The 15,306-nt window shown below is 71.1% G+C and carries 16 protein-coding genes and 4 pseudogenes; 11 read left to right on the top strand and 9 right to left on the bottom strand.

Annotation, left to right across the window (positions count from 1 at the left end; all coding sequences use genetic code 11):
• Nucleotides 1-76: 76 nt before the first annotated feature.
• Entirely contained in the window at nt 77-295 is a 219-nt protein-coding gene (locus tag ACWIHY_RS29405; RefSeq protein WP_454378893.1) for a DUF4287 domain-containing protein, read from the bottom strand.
• Between the two features lie 163 nt (nt 296-458).
• Between ACWIHY_RS29405 and ACWIHY_RS29400 the strand changes: the two are divergent.
• A pseudogene (locus ACWIHY_RS29400) lies at nt 459-766 on the top strand (ATP-binding cassette domain-containing protein); the annotation flags it as partial.
• Between the two features lie 62 nt (nt 767-828).
• Here the strand turns inward: ACWIHY_RS29400 and ACWIHY_RS29395 are convergent.
• From ACWIHY_RS29395 to ACWIHY_RS29385, 3 genes are all read right to left on the bottom strand, one after another.
• Nucleotides 829-2,763, bottom strand: coding sequence for an ABC transporter permease (locus ACWIHY_RS29395; RefSeq protein WP_454378891.1), 1,935 nt, complete (start codon nt 2,761-2,763; stop codon nt 829-831).
• An 83-nt stretch (nt 2,764-2,846) separates the two neighbouring features.
• Entirely contained in the window at nt 2,847-3,662 is an 816-nt protein-coding gene (modA, locus tag ACWIHY_RS29390) for a molybdate ABC transporter substrate-binding protein (protein WP_454378889.1), read from the bottom strand.
• Between the two features lie 119 nt (nt 3,663-3,781).
• Complete coding sequence (locus ACWIHY_RS29385; protein ID WP_454378888.1) at nt 3,782-4,177, bottom strand: TOBE domain-containing protein; 396 nt, start codon at nt 4,175-4,177, stop codon at nt 3,782-3,784.
• A gap of 235 nt (nt 4,178-4,412) precedes the next feature.
• On the opposite strand from ACWIHY_RS29385, the gene ACWIHY_RS29380 reads away from it, so the two are divergent.
• Nucleotides 4,413-4,832 carry a TOBE domain-containing protein gene (locus ACWIHY_RS29380; protein WP_454378886.1) on the top strand — a complete coding sequence of 140 codons (420 nt, stop codon included), beginning with the start codon at nt 4,413-4,415 and terminating at the stop codon, nt 4,830-4,832.
• Nucleotides 4,833-4,840: 8 nt separating this feature from the next.
• Here the strand turns inward: ACWIHY_RS29380 and ACWIHY_RS29375 are convergent, their stop codons facing one another.
• Nucleotides 4,841-5,008: a hypothetical protein gene (locus ACWIHY_RS29375; RefSeq protein ID WP_454378885.1), complete on the bottom strand. Its 168-nt coding sequence runs from the start codon at nt 5,006-5,008 to the stop codon at nt 4,841-4,843.
• A gap of 37 nt (nt 5,009-5,045) precedes the next feature.
• Nucleotides 5,046-5,453, bottom strand: coding sequence for a TOBE domain-containing protein (locus tag ACWIHY_RS29370; protein ID WP_454378883.1), 408 nt, complete (start codon nt 5,451-5,453; stop codon nt 5,046-5,048).
• A 91-nt stretch (nt 5,454-5,544) separates the two neighbouring features.
• On the opposite strand from ACWIHY_RS29370, the gene ACWIHY_RS29365 reads away from it, so the two are divergent.
• From ACWIHY_RS29365 to ACWIHY_RS29350, 4 genes and pseudogenes are all read left to right on the top strand, one after another.
• Entirely contained in the window at nt 5,545-6,384 is an 840-nt protein-coding gene (locus ACWIHY_RS29365; protein ID WP_454378881.1) for an alpha/beta fold hydrolase, read from the top strand.
• A 101-nt stretch (nt 6,385-6,485) separates the two neighbouring features.
• Complete coding sequence (locus ACWIHY_RS29360; protein ID WP_454378880.1) at nt 6,486-6,797, top strand: hypothetical protein; 312 nt, start codon at nt 6,486-6,488, stop codon at nt 6,795-6,797.
• 369 nt (nt 6,798-7,166) lie between these two features.
• Nucleotides 7,167-7,370: a cold-shock protein gene (locus ACWIHY_RS29355; protein WP_454378878.1), complete on the top strand. Its 204-nt coding sequence runs from the start codon at nt 7,167-7,169 to the stop codon at nt 7,368-7,370.
• A gap of 299 nt (nt 7,371-7,669) precedes the next feature.
• A pseudogene (locus ACWIHY_RS29350) lies at nt 7,670-7,909 on the top strand (saccharopine dehydrogenase); the annotation flags it as partial.
• Nucleotides 7,910-7,971: 62 nt separating this feature from the next.
• Here ACWIHY_RS29350 and ACWIHY_RS29345 read toward each other — a convergent pair.
• A complete protein-coding gene (locus tag ACWIHY_RS29345; RefSeq protein ID WP_454378876.1) occupies nt 7,972-8,478 on the bottom strand; it encodes an FBP domain-containing protein in 507 nt (168 codons plus the stop codon).
• A 394-nt stretch (nt 8,479-8,872) separates the two neighbouring features.
• On the opposite strand from ACWIHY_RS29345, the gene ACWIHY_RS29340 reads away from it, so the two are divergent.
• Complete coding sequence (locus ACWIHY_RS29340) at nt 8,873-10,318, top strand: FG-GAP and VCBS repeat-containing protein (protein ID WP_454378875.1); 1,446 nt, start codon at nt 8,873-8,875, stop codon at nt 10,316-10,318.
• Between the two features lie 276 nt (nt 10,319-10,594).
• Nucleotides 10,595-12,679, top strand: a complete 2,085-nt coding sequence (locus ACWIHY_RS29335) for a SpoIIE family protein phosphatase (protein ID WP_454378873.1) — start codon at nt 10,595-10,597, stop codon at nt 12,677-12,679.
• A 35-nt stretch (nt 12,680-12,714) separates the two neighbouring features.
• Here ACWIHY_RS29335 and ACWIHY_RS29330 read toward each other — a convergent pair whose 3' ends face one another.
• Nucleotides 12,715-13,146: an ATP-binding protein gene (locus ACWIHY_RS29330; RefSeq protein ID WP_454378871.1), complete on the bottom strand. Its 432-nt coding sequence runs from the start codon at nt 13,144-13,146 to the stop codon at nt 12,715-12,717.
• 200 nt (nt 13,147-13,346) lie between these two features.
• Between ACWIHY_RS29330 and ACWIHY_RS29325 the strand changes: the two genes are divergently transcribed.
• The 3 genes and pseudogenes from ACWIHY_RS29325 to ACWIHY_RS29315 form a co-directional block, all read left to right on the top strand.
• Nucleotides 13,347-14,120: a GntR family transcriptional regulator gene (locus ACWIHY_RS29325; RefSeq protein ID WP_454378870.1), complete on the top strand. Its 774-nt coding sequence runs from the start codon at nt 13,347-13,349 to the stop codon at nt 14,118-14,120.
• Nucleotides 14,121-14,277: 157 nt separating this feature from the next.
• Nucleotides 14,278-14,567: pseudogene (locus ACWIHY_RS29320) on the top strand (MarR family transcriptional regulator); the annotation flags it as partial.
• Between the two features lie 16 nt (nt 14,568-14,583).
• Nucleotides 14,584-14,928 (top strand): annotated as a pseudogene (locus ACWIHY_RS29315) (DUF2637 domain-containing protein); the annotation flags it as partial.
• Nucleotides 14,929-15,068: 140 nt separating this feature from the next.
• Here the strand turns inward: ACWIHY_RS29315 and ACWIHY_RS29310 are convergent.
• Nucleotides 15,069-15,281 carry a hypothetical protein gene (locus ACWIHY_RS29310; RefSeq protein ID WP_454378869.1) on the bottom strand — a complete coding sequence of 71 codons (213 nt, stop codon included), beginning with the start codon at nt 15,279-15,281 and terminating at the stop codon, nt 15,069-15,071.
• Nucleotides 15,282-15,306 lie beyond the last annotated feature (25 nt).

The raw sequence follows: 15,306 nt of genomic DNA, 5'->3' as shown, positions 1-15,306 counted from the left end.
GAACAGGCCGCGGGCCGGGGAGACATCGTCCCCCGGTCCGTGGCCGCACCATGTGCGTGGCGCCCCCTGCGACGGCCTACTCCGCCTTGTCCTCCGCGAGCGTGTGCGCGACCAGGGCATTGGCGTGCCCGTGGCCGAGTCCGTGTTCGGCCTTGAGCCAGGACACGAGTTCCATGTGCTTGGCCAGGGGCGAGGAGCGGATGAGGTCCTTCCACTCCGCGATCGGGCGGCCGTACTTCTTCTCGATCGAAGGGAAGTAACTGGCGGGGCCCTTGACGTTCGCGTTCGCGGTCATGTCGGCGGTGTCCTGTCCGTCGGTCTTGAGTGCGTGGTTGATCAGATCTCTTCGATGTTGCTGCCTGTATGACCGCGGAGGAGGGTCGAACTGATCGACCGGACTCTGTGACCCTGGTCACCTCAGCGGCCACCGGGTCCATGAAGGACGCGTCGTCGGGGGTGACGCGCGTGTGGGCGAGCGCCGTACGACGCTGTCCGGAGGCCGGCGTGCCCGGGTCTCGCTCGCCAGGGCGCTGCTGGCCGATCCCCGTGTACTGGTCCTCGACGAGACGACGGCTCACCTCGACACGCCGGCGACGCCGAACTCGCCGCGGCCCTCACGGCCGTGTCCGCCACGCGCACCACTCTCTGGATCGCTCACCGGCCGGCCACGATCCGCCGGGCCGACCGCATCGCGGTGCTGGAGTCGGGACGCATCGCCGAGGAGGGAACGTGGAGTCAGCTCACCGCCCGTAAAGGCGCTTTCACCAGCGTGGTGGGGCCCCGGAGCCGGGAGCTTCCGCAGCGCGGACGTGAGCGCCCGTCCGTGCCCTACAGTGCCACGACGGTCGTTTCGGTCGCCTTGATGCTGGTCCATACGGAGGTGCCGTCGCCGAGCCCGAGTTCGGCGGCGGCCTGCGGGGTGATCTCGGCCACGAGGTCCGGCGCCCGGTCCGACGTGATCAAAACGCGCAGCCGGCTGCCCGAGGCGGTGATCTCGCGGACGGTGCCGGGCCAGACGTTGCGGGGGCTGCCGGTCGGCTTCTCGCGGTGTACGGAGACGGCTTCCGGGGCGATGATCGCCAGCGCCTCGGTGCCGGCCGGGAGCGGGTCCGCGACAACGAGTGTCCCGCCGCCCGCCAGGTGGAGGCCCCTCGCGGTGGCGGTGCCGGGCCAGGCGTTGCGACCGAGCATCCGGGCGACCCAGGGGGAGCGGGGGTGGCGGGTGACCTCGGCGGGCGGGGCGTCCTGGAGGGCGCGGCCTTCGTCGAGTACGAGCACACGGTCCGCCAGGGAAACGGCTTCGACCGGATCGTGGGTGACGATCAGGCAGACGCCGCCGAAGTTGTCGAGGTGGTTGCGCAGCGTGTGGCGGACGTGCGCGCGGGTGGTCTGGTCGAGGGCCGCGAGGGGTTCGTCGAGGAGCAGCAGCCGCGGCCGGGCGGCCAGTGCGCGGGCGAGGGCGACGCGCTGGGCCTGACCGCCGGAGACCTCCGCCGGTTTGCGATGCGCGAGGTGGCCGACACCGAGCCGGTCGAGCCACTCCTGCGCGCTGCGGCGGGCCTCGGCGCGCGGCACGCCGTGGGCGCGCAGGCCGTACGCCGTGTTGGCGAGCGCCGTGAGGTGGGGGAACAGCGCGCCGTCCTGCGGCACCCACGCCACTCCCCGGCGGTGCGGGGGCAGTCGGGTGACGTCGGTGTCGCCCAGGTGCAGCGTGGCGTGGGCGCGGGGGGTCAAACCGAGGAGTGCGCGCAGCAGGGTGGTCTTGCCGGCGCCGTTGGGGCCGACGACGGCGACGGTCGTACCCGGTCCGGCGTCGAGCGTGAGCTGGTTGAAGCCGGTGACGTCGGCGTGCAGGGCCCACTGCTCCTGCGGGCCGAGCGGTTCGGGGACGGCGGGCAGGGCCGTCGCGGCCGGCTCCGCTTCGTCGGCCGCGGGCCTGGACTCCTGCGCGCGGCCGGCCGGCGGGCCGGTCCAGCGGCCGCGCAGCGCGACGAGCACCACCATGGCGATGGCGAGCAGCAGCAGGGAGACGGAGGTGGCCGCCGCCGGCTCGTCCTGCAGGAGCAGATAGACCTGGAGGGGCAGGGTCTGGGTGGTACCGGGCAGGTTGCCGGCGAAGGTGATCGTCGCGCCGAACTCGCCCAGCGCGCGCGCCCACGTGAGCGCGGCTCCGGCGATGAGTCCCGGGGCGACCATGGGCAGGGTCACGGTGAAGAAGACGCGTACCGGTGACGCTCCCAGGGAGGCAGCGGTCTCCTCGTAGCGGGGCCGCAGCCCGCCGAGGGCTCCTTCGAGGCTGATGACGAGGAACGGCATGGCGACGAACGTCGCCGCGAGAACCGCGCCGGACGTGTGGAACGGCAGGGTGACGCCGAAGGTGTCTTCCAGCCAGGGGCCCAGGAGTCCGCGCCGGCCGAAGGCGAGGAGGAGAGCCACGCCGCCGACGGTGGGCGGCAGCACCATGGGCAGCAGGACGAGGGAACGTACGAACGCCTTGCCGGGGAAGGAGACGCGGGCCAGCAGCCAGGCGAGCGGGACGCCGAGCAGCAGGGACAGACCGAGCGCCCAGAACGAGACGACCAGCGAGAGCTTCAGCGCCTCGGTGGTTCCCGGCCTGCTCAGATGGTCCCCCAGGTCGGTCCACTCGGTGCGCACCAGGATCCCGATGAGCGGGAGCAGCAGAAACGCGACCGCGAACAGGGCTGGAATCCCCAGGAGAGCGGGGGTGCTTGGACCGGTCGTACGGCCGCGGAGGTGATTCATCGTGAGGTCCCAGGGGGCGCGTGGTGCGGACGCGGGCCGCCCTGCCCGTCCCACAGGCAGGGCGGCCTGGCGCAAGAGAGGGGTTACGGCTGCTGGAATTCCGCGTCCTTGAAGATCTTCTGCGCCTCGGCGGAGGACAGCCACTTCACAAACGCTTCGGCCGCCGCGGAGTTCTTGGACGTCTTGAGTGTCGCGGCCGGGTATGCGGCGATGGCGTTCTGCGCGTCCGGGATCTCGATCGCGTCGACCTTGTCGGTCGCGGTGGCGGCGTCGGTCTTGTAGACGAGACCCGCGTCGGCCTCGCCCAGCTCGACCTTGCTGAGCACGGCGCGGACGTTCGGCTCCTGCGACACGGGCTTCACGGTGATCTTCTGGGCGTCCAGGATCTTCTGGCTGTAGCGGCCGACGGGGACCTCGGGTGCGGCCAGCACCACTTTGAGCTTGGTGTCCGCGAGGTCCTTCAGGCTGTCGACCTTCTGCGGGTTTCCCTCGCCGGTGGCGATGACCAGCCGGTTCTTGGCGATGACCGTGGGGGCGCCGGTGTCGGTCCTGAGCGCGTCCATGGTCTTGGTGTCGGCGGTGACCAGGGCGTCGGCGGGGGCGCCCTGCTTGACCTGGGCGGCGAGCTCCTGGGAGCCGGCGAAGGAGAAGGTGAGCTTCGTACCCGGGTGGGCCTTCTCGTAGGCGGCGCCCGCCGTCTTGAAGACGTCGGTCAGCGAGGCGGCGGCCAGCACGGTCAGTTCGGCCTTCGCGGTACCGGTCGCCGACTTGCCGGTCTCGGCTCCGGCGTCCTGCTCGCTGCCGTTGTCGCTGCCGCAGGCGGCGAGCGGGACGAGGAGGGCGGTGGTCGCGAGCGCGGCGGCGACGCGGCGCCCGGTGGACGAGGGTGCGAGGGACATGGGGGTGGGACTCCTTGAGAACACGGCCGGCGGACGCCGTACGGGCGGATGGTCGTGAGCCGCGCCGGGGACGGGCGACGCCGCTTTGTCGAGCAAGGGGCCGGGGCGGGAGGTGTGTGTCAGGTGCGGTCGATGTGCACGCTGGTCGACTTCACGCGGGCGGTGGCCTGCATGCCGACCTCCAGCCCCAGTTCCTCGACGGCCTCCCGGGTGAGGAGCGACACGAGGCGGTGCGGGCCTGCCTGGATCTCCACCTGAGCCGCTACGTCGCCGAGCTTCACGGCGGTGACGATGCCGGGGAAGGCGTTGCGGGCGGAGGTGTACGGAGCGTCGCCCTCACCCGGGCCGGCCTGGCCGACCTCGGCGGAGAACGCCGCCAGATCACGGCCGTCGATGAGACGGCGCCCGCTCTCGTCGCGATGGGTCGCGACTCGGCCGGCATCGGCCCAGCGGCGTGCGGTGTCAGGGCTGACGCCGAGCAGACGGGCCGCCTGTCCGATGGTGTAGGACTGCATGCGCGTCAAGATAGGGCTATCTACCTCGCATCTGCAAGGTATGGTCCGATCATCTATGGCAGATGCAAGCCTCCTTGGAGGAAGTGCTGAACGGCGGGCTGGGAGCGGTCCTCCGGCTGGGAGCGTCGCGAGGAGTGGGCGGTGCGTAGCCGAGAGACAGTGCAGAGTGTGGTTAGAGTGCTGGAATCAGAGCAGCTCGAACCGGCAGTCCCCTTCGCGATCGAGGCGCACGTTCATGAGTCTGAGCATCCGCAACCAGATCTTCGGAACCGTCACCGCCATCACCTCCGGCGAGGCCATGGCGACAGTCAGAGTGCGCCTCGACGGTGGCATGGACATCACTGCGGCCATCACCCGCGACGCGGTCCGGGAACTGGGCCTCAGCGAAGGCGCCGTGGTCCGCACGCTCGTGAAGTCCACCGAGGTGGCGCTCGCCACCGGCCCGGTCGCGGGCCTGAGCATCCGCAACCAGGTCCCCGGCACGGTCACCGGCATCTCCGTCGGCGGCGCCATGGCCGCTGTGAAGGTGAGCGTCGCAGGCGGTGAGCTGACCGCCGCGATCACCAAGGACGCCGTCGCCGATCTCGGCCTGGCCGAAGGCTCCTCGGTCGTCGCGCTGATCAAGTCCACCGAGATCTCGCTCGCGACGGCCTGAAGTCGCCCTCAGTACGCGCCGCCCCGCACGGACGGCGTGCCTGCGTCCGCGCTTCGGGCAGGCAGCCGGCAGGTGCCGATCCAGACGCTGGCGATCTCGCTGATGTAGCGCGCCCCGCAGCGGTCCGCAGGTACGACGAGCTGGCTCCCCGCGGTGTCGAGATTCCGGCCGTCCATGCGCGCCGCCCTGGACTGCCGTTGACCGGGCCCGGCCTCAACTCCGGTGCGAGGGCAGATCGATATGTACGTTCGTCGACTTCACCCGCGCCGTCGCCGTCACCCCGACCTCGATCCCCAGCTCCTCCACAGCCTCCCTGGTGAGCATCGACACGAGCCGGTGCGGACCGGACTGGATCTCCACCAGGGCGACGATGTCGTCCCCTGTGACCGCGGTGACGATCCCGGCGAAGGAGTTCCGGACCGAGGTCCGCACCTCCCCGGACACGGGATGCAGCCCCTGCGCCCGCTCCTTCGCGAACGCCGCCAGGCCGACACCGTCGATCACACGGTTCCCCGAGCTCTCCCGGGCCATCGGGATGTGACCTCCGTCGGCCCAACGGCGGACGGTCTCCGGACTCACTCCCAGCAGCTCCGCTGCCTGGCCAATGCTGTACGACGGCACTCTGGGAACTCTAGGCGAATCCGGGACGGCGTCAGCGGGCGGACCGGGAGATGAGCGGGACACCGATGAGCGCGAGGAAGAGGGTGCAGCTGTGACGACACGGGGAAGGCTCCAGGTCGTGGAAGGCCGTTTCCGTCATCGCGGGGCGGAGCTGGTCTACGACGACGCGGGTGACGGCCCGCTCGTCGTGTACGCGCACGGGGGCCTGGTCAGCCAGGCCGTCGAGGACCGAATGGGCCTGTTCGACTGGGGGCCGGTGCTGGACGGAGGCCGGCGCCTGGTCCGGTACGACGCCCGGGCACACGGCCGGTCCACCGGTGAGGCCGTGGACAGCGACTACACCTATGCCTCGCTCGCGGACGATCTGCTGGCCCTGCTCGGGCACCTGGGCGCCACGGAGCCCACCGACGCCATGGGCGCGTCGATGGGGTGCGGCACCGTGCTGCGTGCCGCGGTACAGGCGCCCGACCGGTTCGCTCGGCTGGTGCTCCTCATCCCGCCCACGGCCTGGACAACGCGCGAGGGATACGCGCTGGCCAACCTGGCATCCGCCGACACCATCGAGCGAGACGGCGCGGAGGCCTGGCTCGGCGCCAGGCGGAGGGAGCCGGGCCCCGCGGTCGTGGCCGACGTTCCCGCGCTCCCACCCACGCCCGCCGGGCGAGTACTCCCGTCCGTCCTGCGCGGCCTGGCACGCTCCGACCTGCCCGCCCCGTCCGCGATCGCCGCGCTGCGCCGGCCGGCCCTGATCCTGGCCTGGGCGGACGACCCGGGCCACCCGCTCTCGACCGCGGAAGCACTGGCCGATGCGCTGCCGTACGCCGCACTGCATGTGTCCCGCACGCGCGCCGACGTCCGCACGTGGGGCGAACGGATCGCGGAGTTCCTGAGCCGGCCGCGTGCGAAAGGGAAAGAGCCCGTCTCTGGGTAGGCGTAACGATGGTTCAAAGATCCGTCCGCGGGGCGACGCGAGATGCGGGGCCGGTCGGCCCCCGTGAGCGACGCCGTACACGTCCAGACCGAGGAGTCTGAATGACCACCTACGTCATCTCCATTCCGGGCACGTTCCTGCGCGAAGTGACCGAGACGGCGCGAGCCGCTCTCGTACAGAACCTGCGGCCGGCCGACCCCCAGCACACCTCGCTGGGCCAGGCGGAGGACCTGGACATCGTGACCGTCAATGACAACGGCACCTTCAGCATCCACCTGGAGGTCGAGGCCGACGACAGCCGCAGCGCGGAGACGCACGCGAAGGAGGTGGCCGCCACCGCCCTGCGGAAGGCCGGCTTCACCGAGGACGAGGCCCCGCTCGGCCCGACCGCCGTCACCGGCATCGACACCTAGCCCGTACGCCGGGTCTGCCGCGGGGGCCCCGGCGGTGCTGGTCGCACTTCTCGACGAGGGGCTGTGACCGGCACGGCCGCCGAGGCGCGGGGAAGGGGGCACGGGTGGTGCCCCCACCGTCGACGGAGCGCCCCTTCCGGCCGGTTGCACATACGGCGGCGATCAATTCCGGCGGCCGACGTGTCGCGGAAAGGACGTTGCTCTCTGGTGAGAGGCGGTTTCGCGGTGTAACGTCGCTCGCAGATGTCGTGGTTCGCAGTTCCTGCCCGCGCTATGGCGTGGGCGCTTTGCTGTGCAGTGCCAAAGGACCAGGGCGATCACCTCCGGGTTCGCGCGGTGCGAATCCGATATCGACTGAAAGGCACCAGCATGGCCAGCGGAACCGTCAAGTGGTTCAACTCCGAAAAGGGCTTCGGCTTCATCTCCCAGGACGGCGGCGGCCCGGACGTCTTCGCGCACTACTCCAACATCAACTCCACCGGCTTCCGCGAGCTCCAGGAAGGCCAGACCGTCACGTTCGACGTCACGCAGGGCCAGAAGGGCCCGCAGGCGGAGAACATCACGCTCGCCTGACCTGACGCAGGGCACACCAGGCCCCCCGGAGCACACGCTCCGGGGGGTTTCGCGTGTCCCCGCTCCGGCAGCGCCCGTGCCGGGCACTGCCGTGTGCGAAGAATTCTTCGGCGCTCCCCGGGGTCCGTTGGACCGTGACCCGGGACTTCGGCTCCGGCGGCTCGTTCGCACTGCCCGTCGAAACACGCGACGGCATCCGTGTCTACCTCGACGGCGAACGCAAGCTCAGCCTCTGGACGAACGTCAGCACCATCCAGAAGAAGAGCGTCAACCATCCCAAGGCAAGCACACCCTGCGGATCGACACAGACGTTCCTCGTCGAGGCCGTCGTCCGCCGGGGCGAGGAGACGCGCCGCGCGGTCGCCGGCGGGCAGGACATCTACGCGGTCACCGCGCCGCTCGTGGCGGAGGCCCTCGCACGCGTCCTCGACGGGCGCTGCGAGGCGACGGGCGTGGTGGCGGCAGGGGAGGCGTTCGACGCCGAGAGCTTCCTGCGCGCCCTCACCCCCGAACACCTCACCCGGCTCGAGCTCCACTGACGGCGTTCTGGACCCCCAGCGCGCGACTCGAATCGGAAGAGGCAGAGGGCCTCTGATTCACATCAGGGGGCCTGGGTCACCTTCGCCATGAAGGCGTCCAGGTTGCCCAGCATGCGGGCGATCCGCTCCTCCTCGGTCAGGCTCTCCTCGTACCGGCCGCTGCGCAGCTTGGGCTGCCGCTTGCCCCGTACGTACAGGGAGCAGGCAAGGTCGGCGCAGACGTAGATGCCGACGGTGTTGCCCGCGCGGCCCCGGGCGCCTGCCAGCGGCGCCGCGAGGAGGGTGACGCCGGAGGAGGCGTGGCCAGTGAGGCAGAGCTGGCAGAGGCTGGATTTCACCGCGCTCGTGCGGGTCGCGCCGGGTACCCGCAACGTGATCCCGAGCGGCCCGTCGGGTCTCGGCAGGACGAGGTGCGCCCGCAGCGGTGCGCCCGGGTCGACCCAGCCGAGGAAGTCCAGGTCTCCCCAGGGGAGTTCGGCGAAATCGAGGGGGAGTTTCAGGCGCGCTGCCTCGCCCTTGGTGCAGTTCACGAAGGACGAACGGATCTGTCGGTCACTGAGCGGTTCCACGAGCGTCGACCGTACGGGCCGCCCCCCGGGCCCGCATCCGATTATTCGCCCGGGTCGTCGAGCCGCCGGCGGACTACCGCGTGCCCTGGCCCCGGTGGCCCCCGGTGGCCCCGGTGGCCCCGGCTCGGTACAGCCGAGGCCGCCGGCGCGGTGGGGCTGGCTGTGGTCTGCCGCGTCACGCACGGCACGCCTTCGGCCGGTATCGCCCCCGAAGGACGTCCTGGCCCCGGAGCGGGAGTCCCGTACAACCAGCGGGACGTCCGTACAACCATCGTGGTCCTCCAGTGGTCATCCCTGCACCGTTCGACATGTGTTCCCGAGCACGGTCGACCGGACCCATCAGACTTCGGATGCCGCACCGGCATCCGGCATGCCGCAGGAGAAGAAGACCCGCATGCGCAAGCACCTCCGCATCCCCCTCGCCACCGCGGCGGCGGCCGCCCTCACCGGCGGCCTGCTCGTCGTCGGAGCCGGCAGCGCCACCGCCGCGCCCTCCGGGCTGCAGGGCGACTTCAACGGCGACGGCTACCGCGACCTGGCGATAGCCGCGCCCATCGCCAAGGTCGACGGCAAGACCAATGCCGGATACGTCGCCGTCGTCTACGGCACCAGCAGTGGCCTCGACAAGTCGAAGCGCACCATCATCAGCCAGGCCACCCCGGGCATCCCCGGTGTTCCGGAAGCGGGCGACAGCTTCGGCGACCGCATCACCGCCGGTGACCTCGACGGCGACGGCTACACCGACCTGGTGGTCGGCGTGCACGCCGAGCGGATCGGCAGCACCGACGACTTCGGCGTCCTCACCGTGATCTGGGGCGGCGCGACCGGGCTCACCTCGGGCACCGACATCTCGTCGCCGCTGCCCGAGAACCGCTACGAGCTGGGCTGGGACGTCGCCGCGGGTGACTTCGACGGCGACGGCAATACCGACCTCGCCGCCGCCAACATCGCCGGACCCGGGCTGAACGTCTTCAAGGGGCCCATCGCCCGCACCGGCAAGGCAGCCGGTCTGACCGGCATCGACACGTCCGACCAGACCGGCATCAACACGGACCGGCTGGTCGCCGGCAACGTCACCGGTGACGGCGCCACCGACCTGCTCGTGATGGGCCAGCAGGAGAGCGGCGGCGGGTACATCACCCGCAGTGTCCTGTACAAGGGCGGGGCCACCGGTCTCAAGGCGTCCGGCAAGCTCGCGGGCGGATACGCGGCGGCCATCGGCGACGTCAACAAGGACGGCTTCGGCGACATCGTCACCGGCAACTTCATGGAGAAGTCCACCGACGAGCCGAACGGTGGTCTCGGCGGCGCGGTCACCGTGACGTTCGGCAGCGCCACCGGCCTGTCCACCCGTACTCCGGTCCGTATCACCCAGGACACCGCCGGTGTGCCCGGCGGGGCCGAGAAGGGCGACCGCTTCGGCTGGAGCCTGTCCGCCGGTGACACTAACGCCGACGGCTACGCCGACGTCGCCGTCGGCGCGTCGTCCGAGGCGCTCGGAGGCAAGACGTCGGCCGGCACGGTCACCGTGCTGCGCGGCTCCGCCACCGGCCTCACGGGTACCGGCTCCAAGAGCTTCTCGCAGGACACGTCCGGTGTTCCCGGGACCGCCGAGTCGCACGACCAGTTCGGCGCGTCCGTACACCTGACGGACAGCAATGGCGACCGCCGCGCCGAACTGATCGCCGGCGCCTTCGCCGAGAACGACGGCGCGGGTTCGGTCTGGCTCTTCAAGGCAACCACGGGCGGCATCACCGCCACCGGCTCGACGAGCTTCGGCTCGACGTCCCTGGGCGGGCCCTCGGGCCTGACGTACTTCGGTGACCGCTTCGCCAACTGAACCGGCACGCCGGTGCGCAGTGCAGCACGCCCCCGCATTCGGGGGCGTGCTGTTCGTTGTGCCGCGATGCGCGCAACCCGGCACGAACGAGGTCGGGGCGCGTGCCCATGGCGATCCGAGGCGCCGCCCCGGCCCGCCGGGGGGTCGCGGGAACACGGCCGGAGGCGCGGCGGTGGCGGCCGACCGGAATGGAACCTAGATTGTGGATGACCAGCTGCTGGTGAGCTGGAACGCGCGCTCCGGGTCAGGAGCGCGGCTGGTGGAAGGGGACGTCTCGTGCCATCGGACCGGCCGGGGGACGAGAAGGCTCACGGCCCGTTCCTGTCCGAGCCGGGGACGCTGCTCGAACACGTATCCGTGGCTGTTTTCGGCATGAACGGCGACGGTCTGGTCTGTTACTGGGGGCCCGGCGCGCAGGACCTCTTCGGTTACGACGCCACCGCGGTCCTGTCCAGGCCCGGGGCCGTGCTCTTCGCGGACGCGTCCCACGGCGTATCGGCTTCGTGCGACCGGATGCTGGAGCGGGGCCGGGCCCTGGGCTACTGGCGGGGGCGGCTGACCGCACGGCATCGTGACGGTACGGCCTTCAGCTGTGGCTTCCGGGTCTTTCCCGTGTCCGGGGCCGAAGGGGATTCGGTGGTCATGGGGCTGGCGAGCCGCAGTGAGGAGCTCGACCGGGTCAAGACCAACCTCGCCTTCCTCGACGCCCTCTTCGAGACCTGCCCCATCGGTCTGGTCATGTTCGACGCGGATCTGCGGTACGTCCACCTCAACCAGGCGCTCGCCGACATGGACGGGGTTCCCATCGAGGCACACCTCGGGCTGCGCAGCGACGAGGTCATGATCATGTCCGACGGCGGTCACTACGAGCGCATGCTCCGCGAGGTCGCCGCCGGCGGCCGGCCCGTCGTGGGGGCCGTGGTGGGTCTGCGGACCCCGGGCCACCCGGACCGCGATCAGGTGCGGTCGGTGAGCTTCTTTCCCCTGAGCCAGGCGGTGGGCACCCGGCCCGGAGTGGGCGGCCTGATGGTCGACGTGACAGACCGGGAACAGGCCATTCTGGAAGCCACCGCGGGGCGTCAGCGGCTGGCTCTGCTGGACCGCGCCGCCGCCCGGATCGGCACCACCCTGGATGTGAACCTCACAGCCCAGGAGCTCGTCGACACGGCGATTCCGGACTTCTGCGACGGCTCTGTCGTGGAAGTCGTGGAGTGGCGGAACGACGCCGAGCTGTTCGACCCGGATCTGCCGCTCGTCACCCGCCGCATCGCGTCCGGCACCGTCCTGCCGCCGCCCGCCCCGGAGCTCGTCGGCGGACGGGAGAGCGTGACCTATCCCCCCGGTTCCGTCATCCACGACATGCTGCGCACGGGCCGCCCGATCTCAGCCGTCGTCGACGCGGATTTCATGGCCAGGACCGTACTCATCGAGACGCGTGCCCGGCTCCTCGCCGAGAGCGGACTGGCCTGCATCATCGTCGCCCCGCTCATCGCCAGGGGCACCGTCCAGGGCATCGCCATGTTCGGCCGGTCCGCGGCCCGGCCGGCGTTCACCCAGGACGATCTCAGCCTTGCCGGTGAGCTCGCCTCACGCGCCGCGATCTGTCTGGACAACGCGCGCCTGTACAGCCGCGTACAGGACATCGCGCTCACCCTCCAGCGTGCTCTGCTGCCGACCGCCCTGGCGGCCAGTCCGTACGTAAGCATGGCCCACCGGTACGTGCCGGGCAGCAAGATCACGGAGGTCGGCGGCGACTGGTACGACGTGATCAGCCTGCCCGGCGACCGGGTCGCCCTGGTGGTCGGCGATGTCATGGGACACGGTGTGCCGGCCGCCGCCGCCATGGGCAGGCTCCGCATCACAGCCAAGGCGCTGGCCCGGCACGATCCCGAACCCGACCAGCTGCTCGCCCAGCTCGACGTGTGCGCCCAGGAATCCGGCATCGAGCTGGCGACATGCCTCTACATCGTCTACGACCCGACGACGGGCCGTGCCCGCGTCGCCGGCGCCGGTCACCCGCCGCCGCTGGTACTCCGCCCGGACGGCGGAGTCGCGACCGTCGACGACGTCCTGGGGGTCCCGCTCGGTGTCGGCGGCTTCGCCTTCCGGACGATCGAGATCGAACTTCCCGAGGACGCGACCCTCGCCCTCTACACCGACGGCCTCATCGAGGCACGCGGCCGGGACATCGAGACCGGCCTGGACATGCTGCGCGCCGAACTGTCCAGCGCGGCAGGGCCGTTGGAGGCGACAGCGGACCGTATCCTCGCGAGCCTTCTGCCCGACCCGCCGACCGACGACACGGTCCTGCTCCTCGCCCGCGTCCGCCGCGTCCCGCAGGGCCGAGGGACCGCCCAGTAGGTACGGCGACGCCTGACGGCGGGCGTGCCCGGGGCTCACCCCTCGCGGGGGCGCGTCCGTGAGGCGGGCACGGGGTGAGGGGGCTTGAAACAAGCGGTGACCGTCTTGCCGTGCTGCTGTGCGTGGGTGTGCCAGCTGTCGGCGAGTGCCTGCACGATGCTGACGCCCCTGCCCGAAACGGCCCCGGCGTCCGCGACCCTGGGCGCGGGCATGGCGGCCGCCTCGTCGTGCACGCTCACGTGGAGGCAGGTGTTGTCCCAGGTCAGCACCAACTGTGCGTCGCTGTGGGCGTGCACGTGGGCGTTGGTGAGGAGTTCGGAGACCGCCAGGACGATCTCGTCCACGGTGTCGGGCGACGCGGCGGCCCAAGGGAGGGACTCCAGCTGACCGCGCGTCCACTCCCGCCCTCCGCGTACGCCCTTGCTCGCCGGAAACGTACGGGCCCACCCGGTCGCCTTGACAGCCATGGCACTCTCTCCGAATTTCTCGTCCAGCAGGGGCTGCAGAGCGTCTACCCGCTAAGGCTCGGATCACGTCGGCGCGGAATTCATGGACTTGTCATCGAGCTCGCCACCCCGCCCATTTAAAGGTATAGACCACTGTGATACATGTACGGAGATCGCTCGATTGAGCACTCTCCGTCACTCGCACAGTGAGGACCGCACCCGTGAACGAGCAGGCCGACACCGTTCCCGTACCGCTCTACCGATCGCTCGCCCACCGGCTTCGAGCCGATCTGGAGCGCGAGCAGATACCTCCCGGCGGCCGTCTGCCCTCCGAGCGGACTCTGGCCGCCCTCCACCGCGTCAACCGCCAGACCGTTCGCCAGGCACTGCAGTATCTCCGCGAGCAGGGCATCGTCAGCACGGACAAGAGCGGTACGTACGTTCCCGCTGCGCCGGCCGAAGCCGTCACCGTGCCGGTGGCCGGCGACCTCGTCTTTCCCGGCGGCGTGATCCCCGTGGGACTGGCCACCCCCTCCGCGCCGGACCTGACCTACGAGCCCGCCCCCACCGACGTCGCCGAGTCGCTGCAACTGCGGCACGGCGCCCGCACGATGGTCCACCGTCAACGCCTGACGGACCCCATCGAGGGCGTCGTCCAGACGGCCACCTCGTACTTCTCCTCCGTCGCGATCACCGAAGTGCCGCAACTCGCCAAGCGCCGACGCCAGTTGCGGCGCGGTACGCGGTGCGACCTGCGCCGGCTCTACCAGTGGATGCTGGAGGCGGGTCTGCGCCCCGTCCGCTCCGAGACACTCACCCTCGTGCCTCCGCGCACGGTGGCCGAGTCCGCCGACACGCCGGCCCAGCTCCGCATCCGCCGACTGGTGTGCGACCAGTACGAGCGGCCGCTGGAGGTCACCGATCTCACAGTTCCGGCCGGGTCGTGGCAACTCAGCTACCGCTTCGCGCTGAGCGTGCCGTCGGTCGCCGGCTGACCGGCGCTCGTCGCAAAACCCCGGCGAGGCTTCGGCGCCTCGCCGGGACTCGTCCGGCCCGCCCAGCGCGGCCGGGCGATGGAGCGGCCCTCGGGAAGCCCTGTGCCCACGCGGCCACCGGAAGGCAGCGTCGTGATCGTGAAACCGTGCATGGAGGCCCGCGGCGCCGAGCCGGGAGGGAGTGACCGTTCAGTTCACGCACCTCGCGGACGGGCTGCACGAGATCGCGCGGGTCATCGACCAGTGCTCCACCGCGGCTGGCTGCGGATCGACGCCGACCGACGTGTGCACCTCCCCGATGAGGGCGCGGCCGCGAGCGCGCGGCTGCGCGGGCTGGTGACGGAGCTGCGCACCGTGGTGCACAAGGGCATCAGTGACGAGGACTACGTGGCCGCGCTCAAGGTGCTGCGGACGGTGGTCGTCGACGTCGAGGGCCACGGTAACTCCTGGGCGCGGTCGCCGTTCGTACGACCCGCTGCGCCACCTCGCCAAGTACCGCACCATCGACGACGCGGTCTGGTGGTGGCCCCTGCTCGTCTACGGGCCCTGGATGGTCGCGTCCCTGTCCATCCTGCGCGCCGCCCTGCATCAGCGCCGTGCGGCACACTCCTGGACCGTCGTGCTGCTCTTCTCCGCGGTCTCCATACTCCTGTGTGTCTCCCAGGCCTCTCGCACCCTGGTCGACGTAGCAGCCGCCGCCCTCCCCTCGCTCGCCGCTCTCGCCTGCTTCCAGCAGCTCGTCCGGCAGATCACCCTGACCCGGCCACCCCGCCAGGCGGCCCCCCGTCACCGGAGCCCCGCCTCCTCGCTTCAGGGCGCCACCGGGCCGAAGAAGCCCCCGGCGTAGGCCCGCCGCAGCCGGGGCCCCACCCGGCCCGGCGCAGGCCACCCTAGGTGTGTCCATCCCTGAGCCTGTGCGCGACGAGTGGTGCGGCCCGGCAGGACCGGTCAGTGCCCGTGGCTCTGGACCGCTGAGCTGAAAGCGGTCATGCAGGAGGAGCAGTAGCGCTCCGCGGCTGCCTCGGCCTGGGCGAGCAGAGCGGCCGGGGAGGCGGGCGTGAGGGAGCGCCCGCACAGCGCACTGGCCGTCACGTCCTTGTGGATGACATGCCAGATCAGTTCGCCCCTGTCGACTGTGGACTCGGCGCACATCTCGTACATCGGCGTGCCTTTCTGCGCTGACGGC

The organism is Streptomyces sp. NPDC055287, assembly GCF_053646035.1.
The sequence above is the reverse complement of the archived record's forward strand: the minus strand, read 5'-3'. Positions and strand labels throughout refer to the sequence as shown.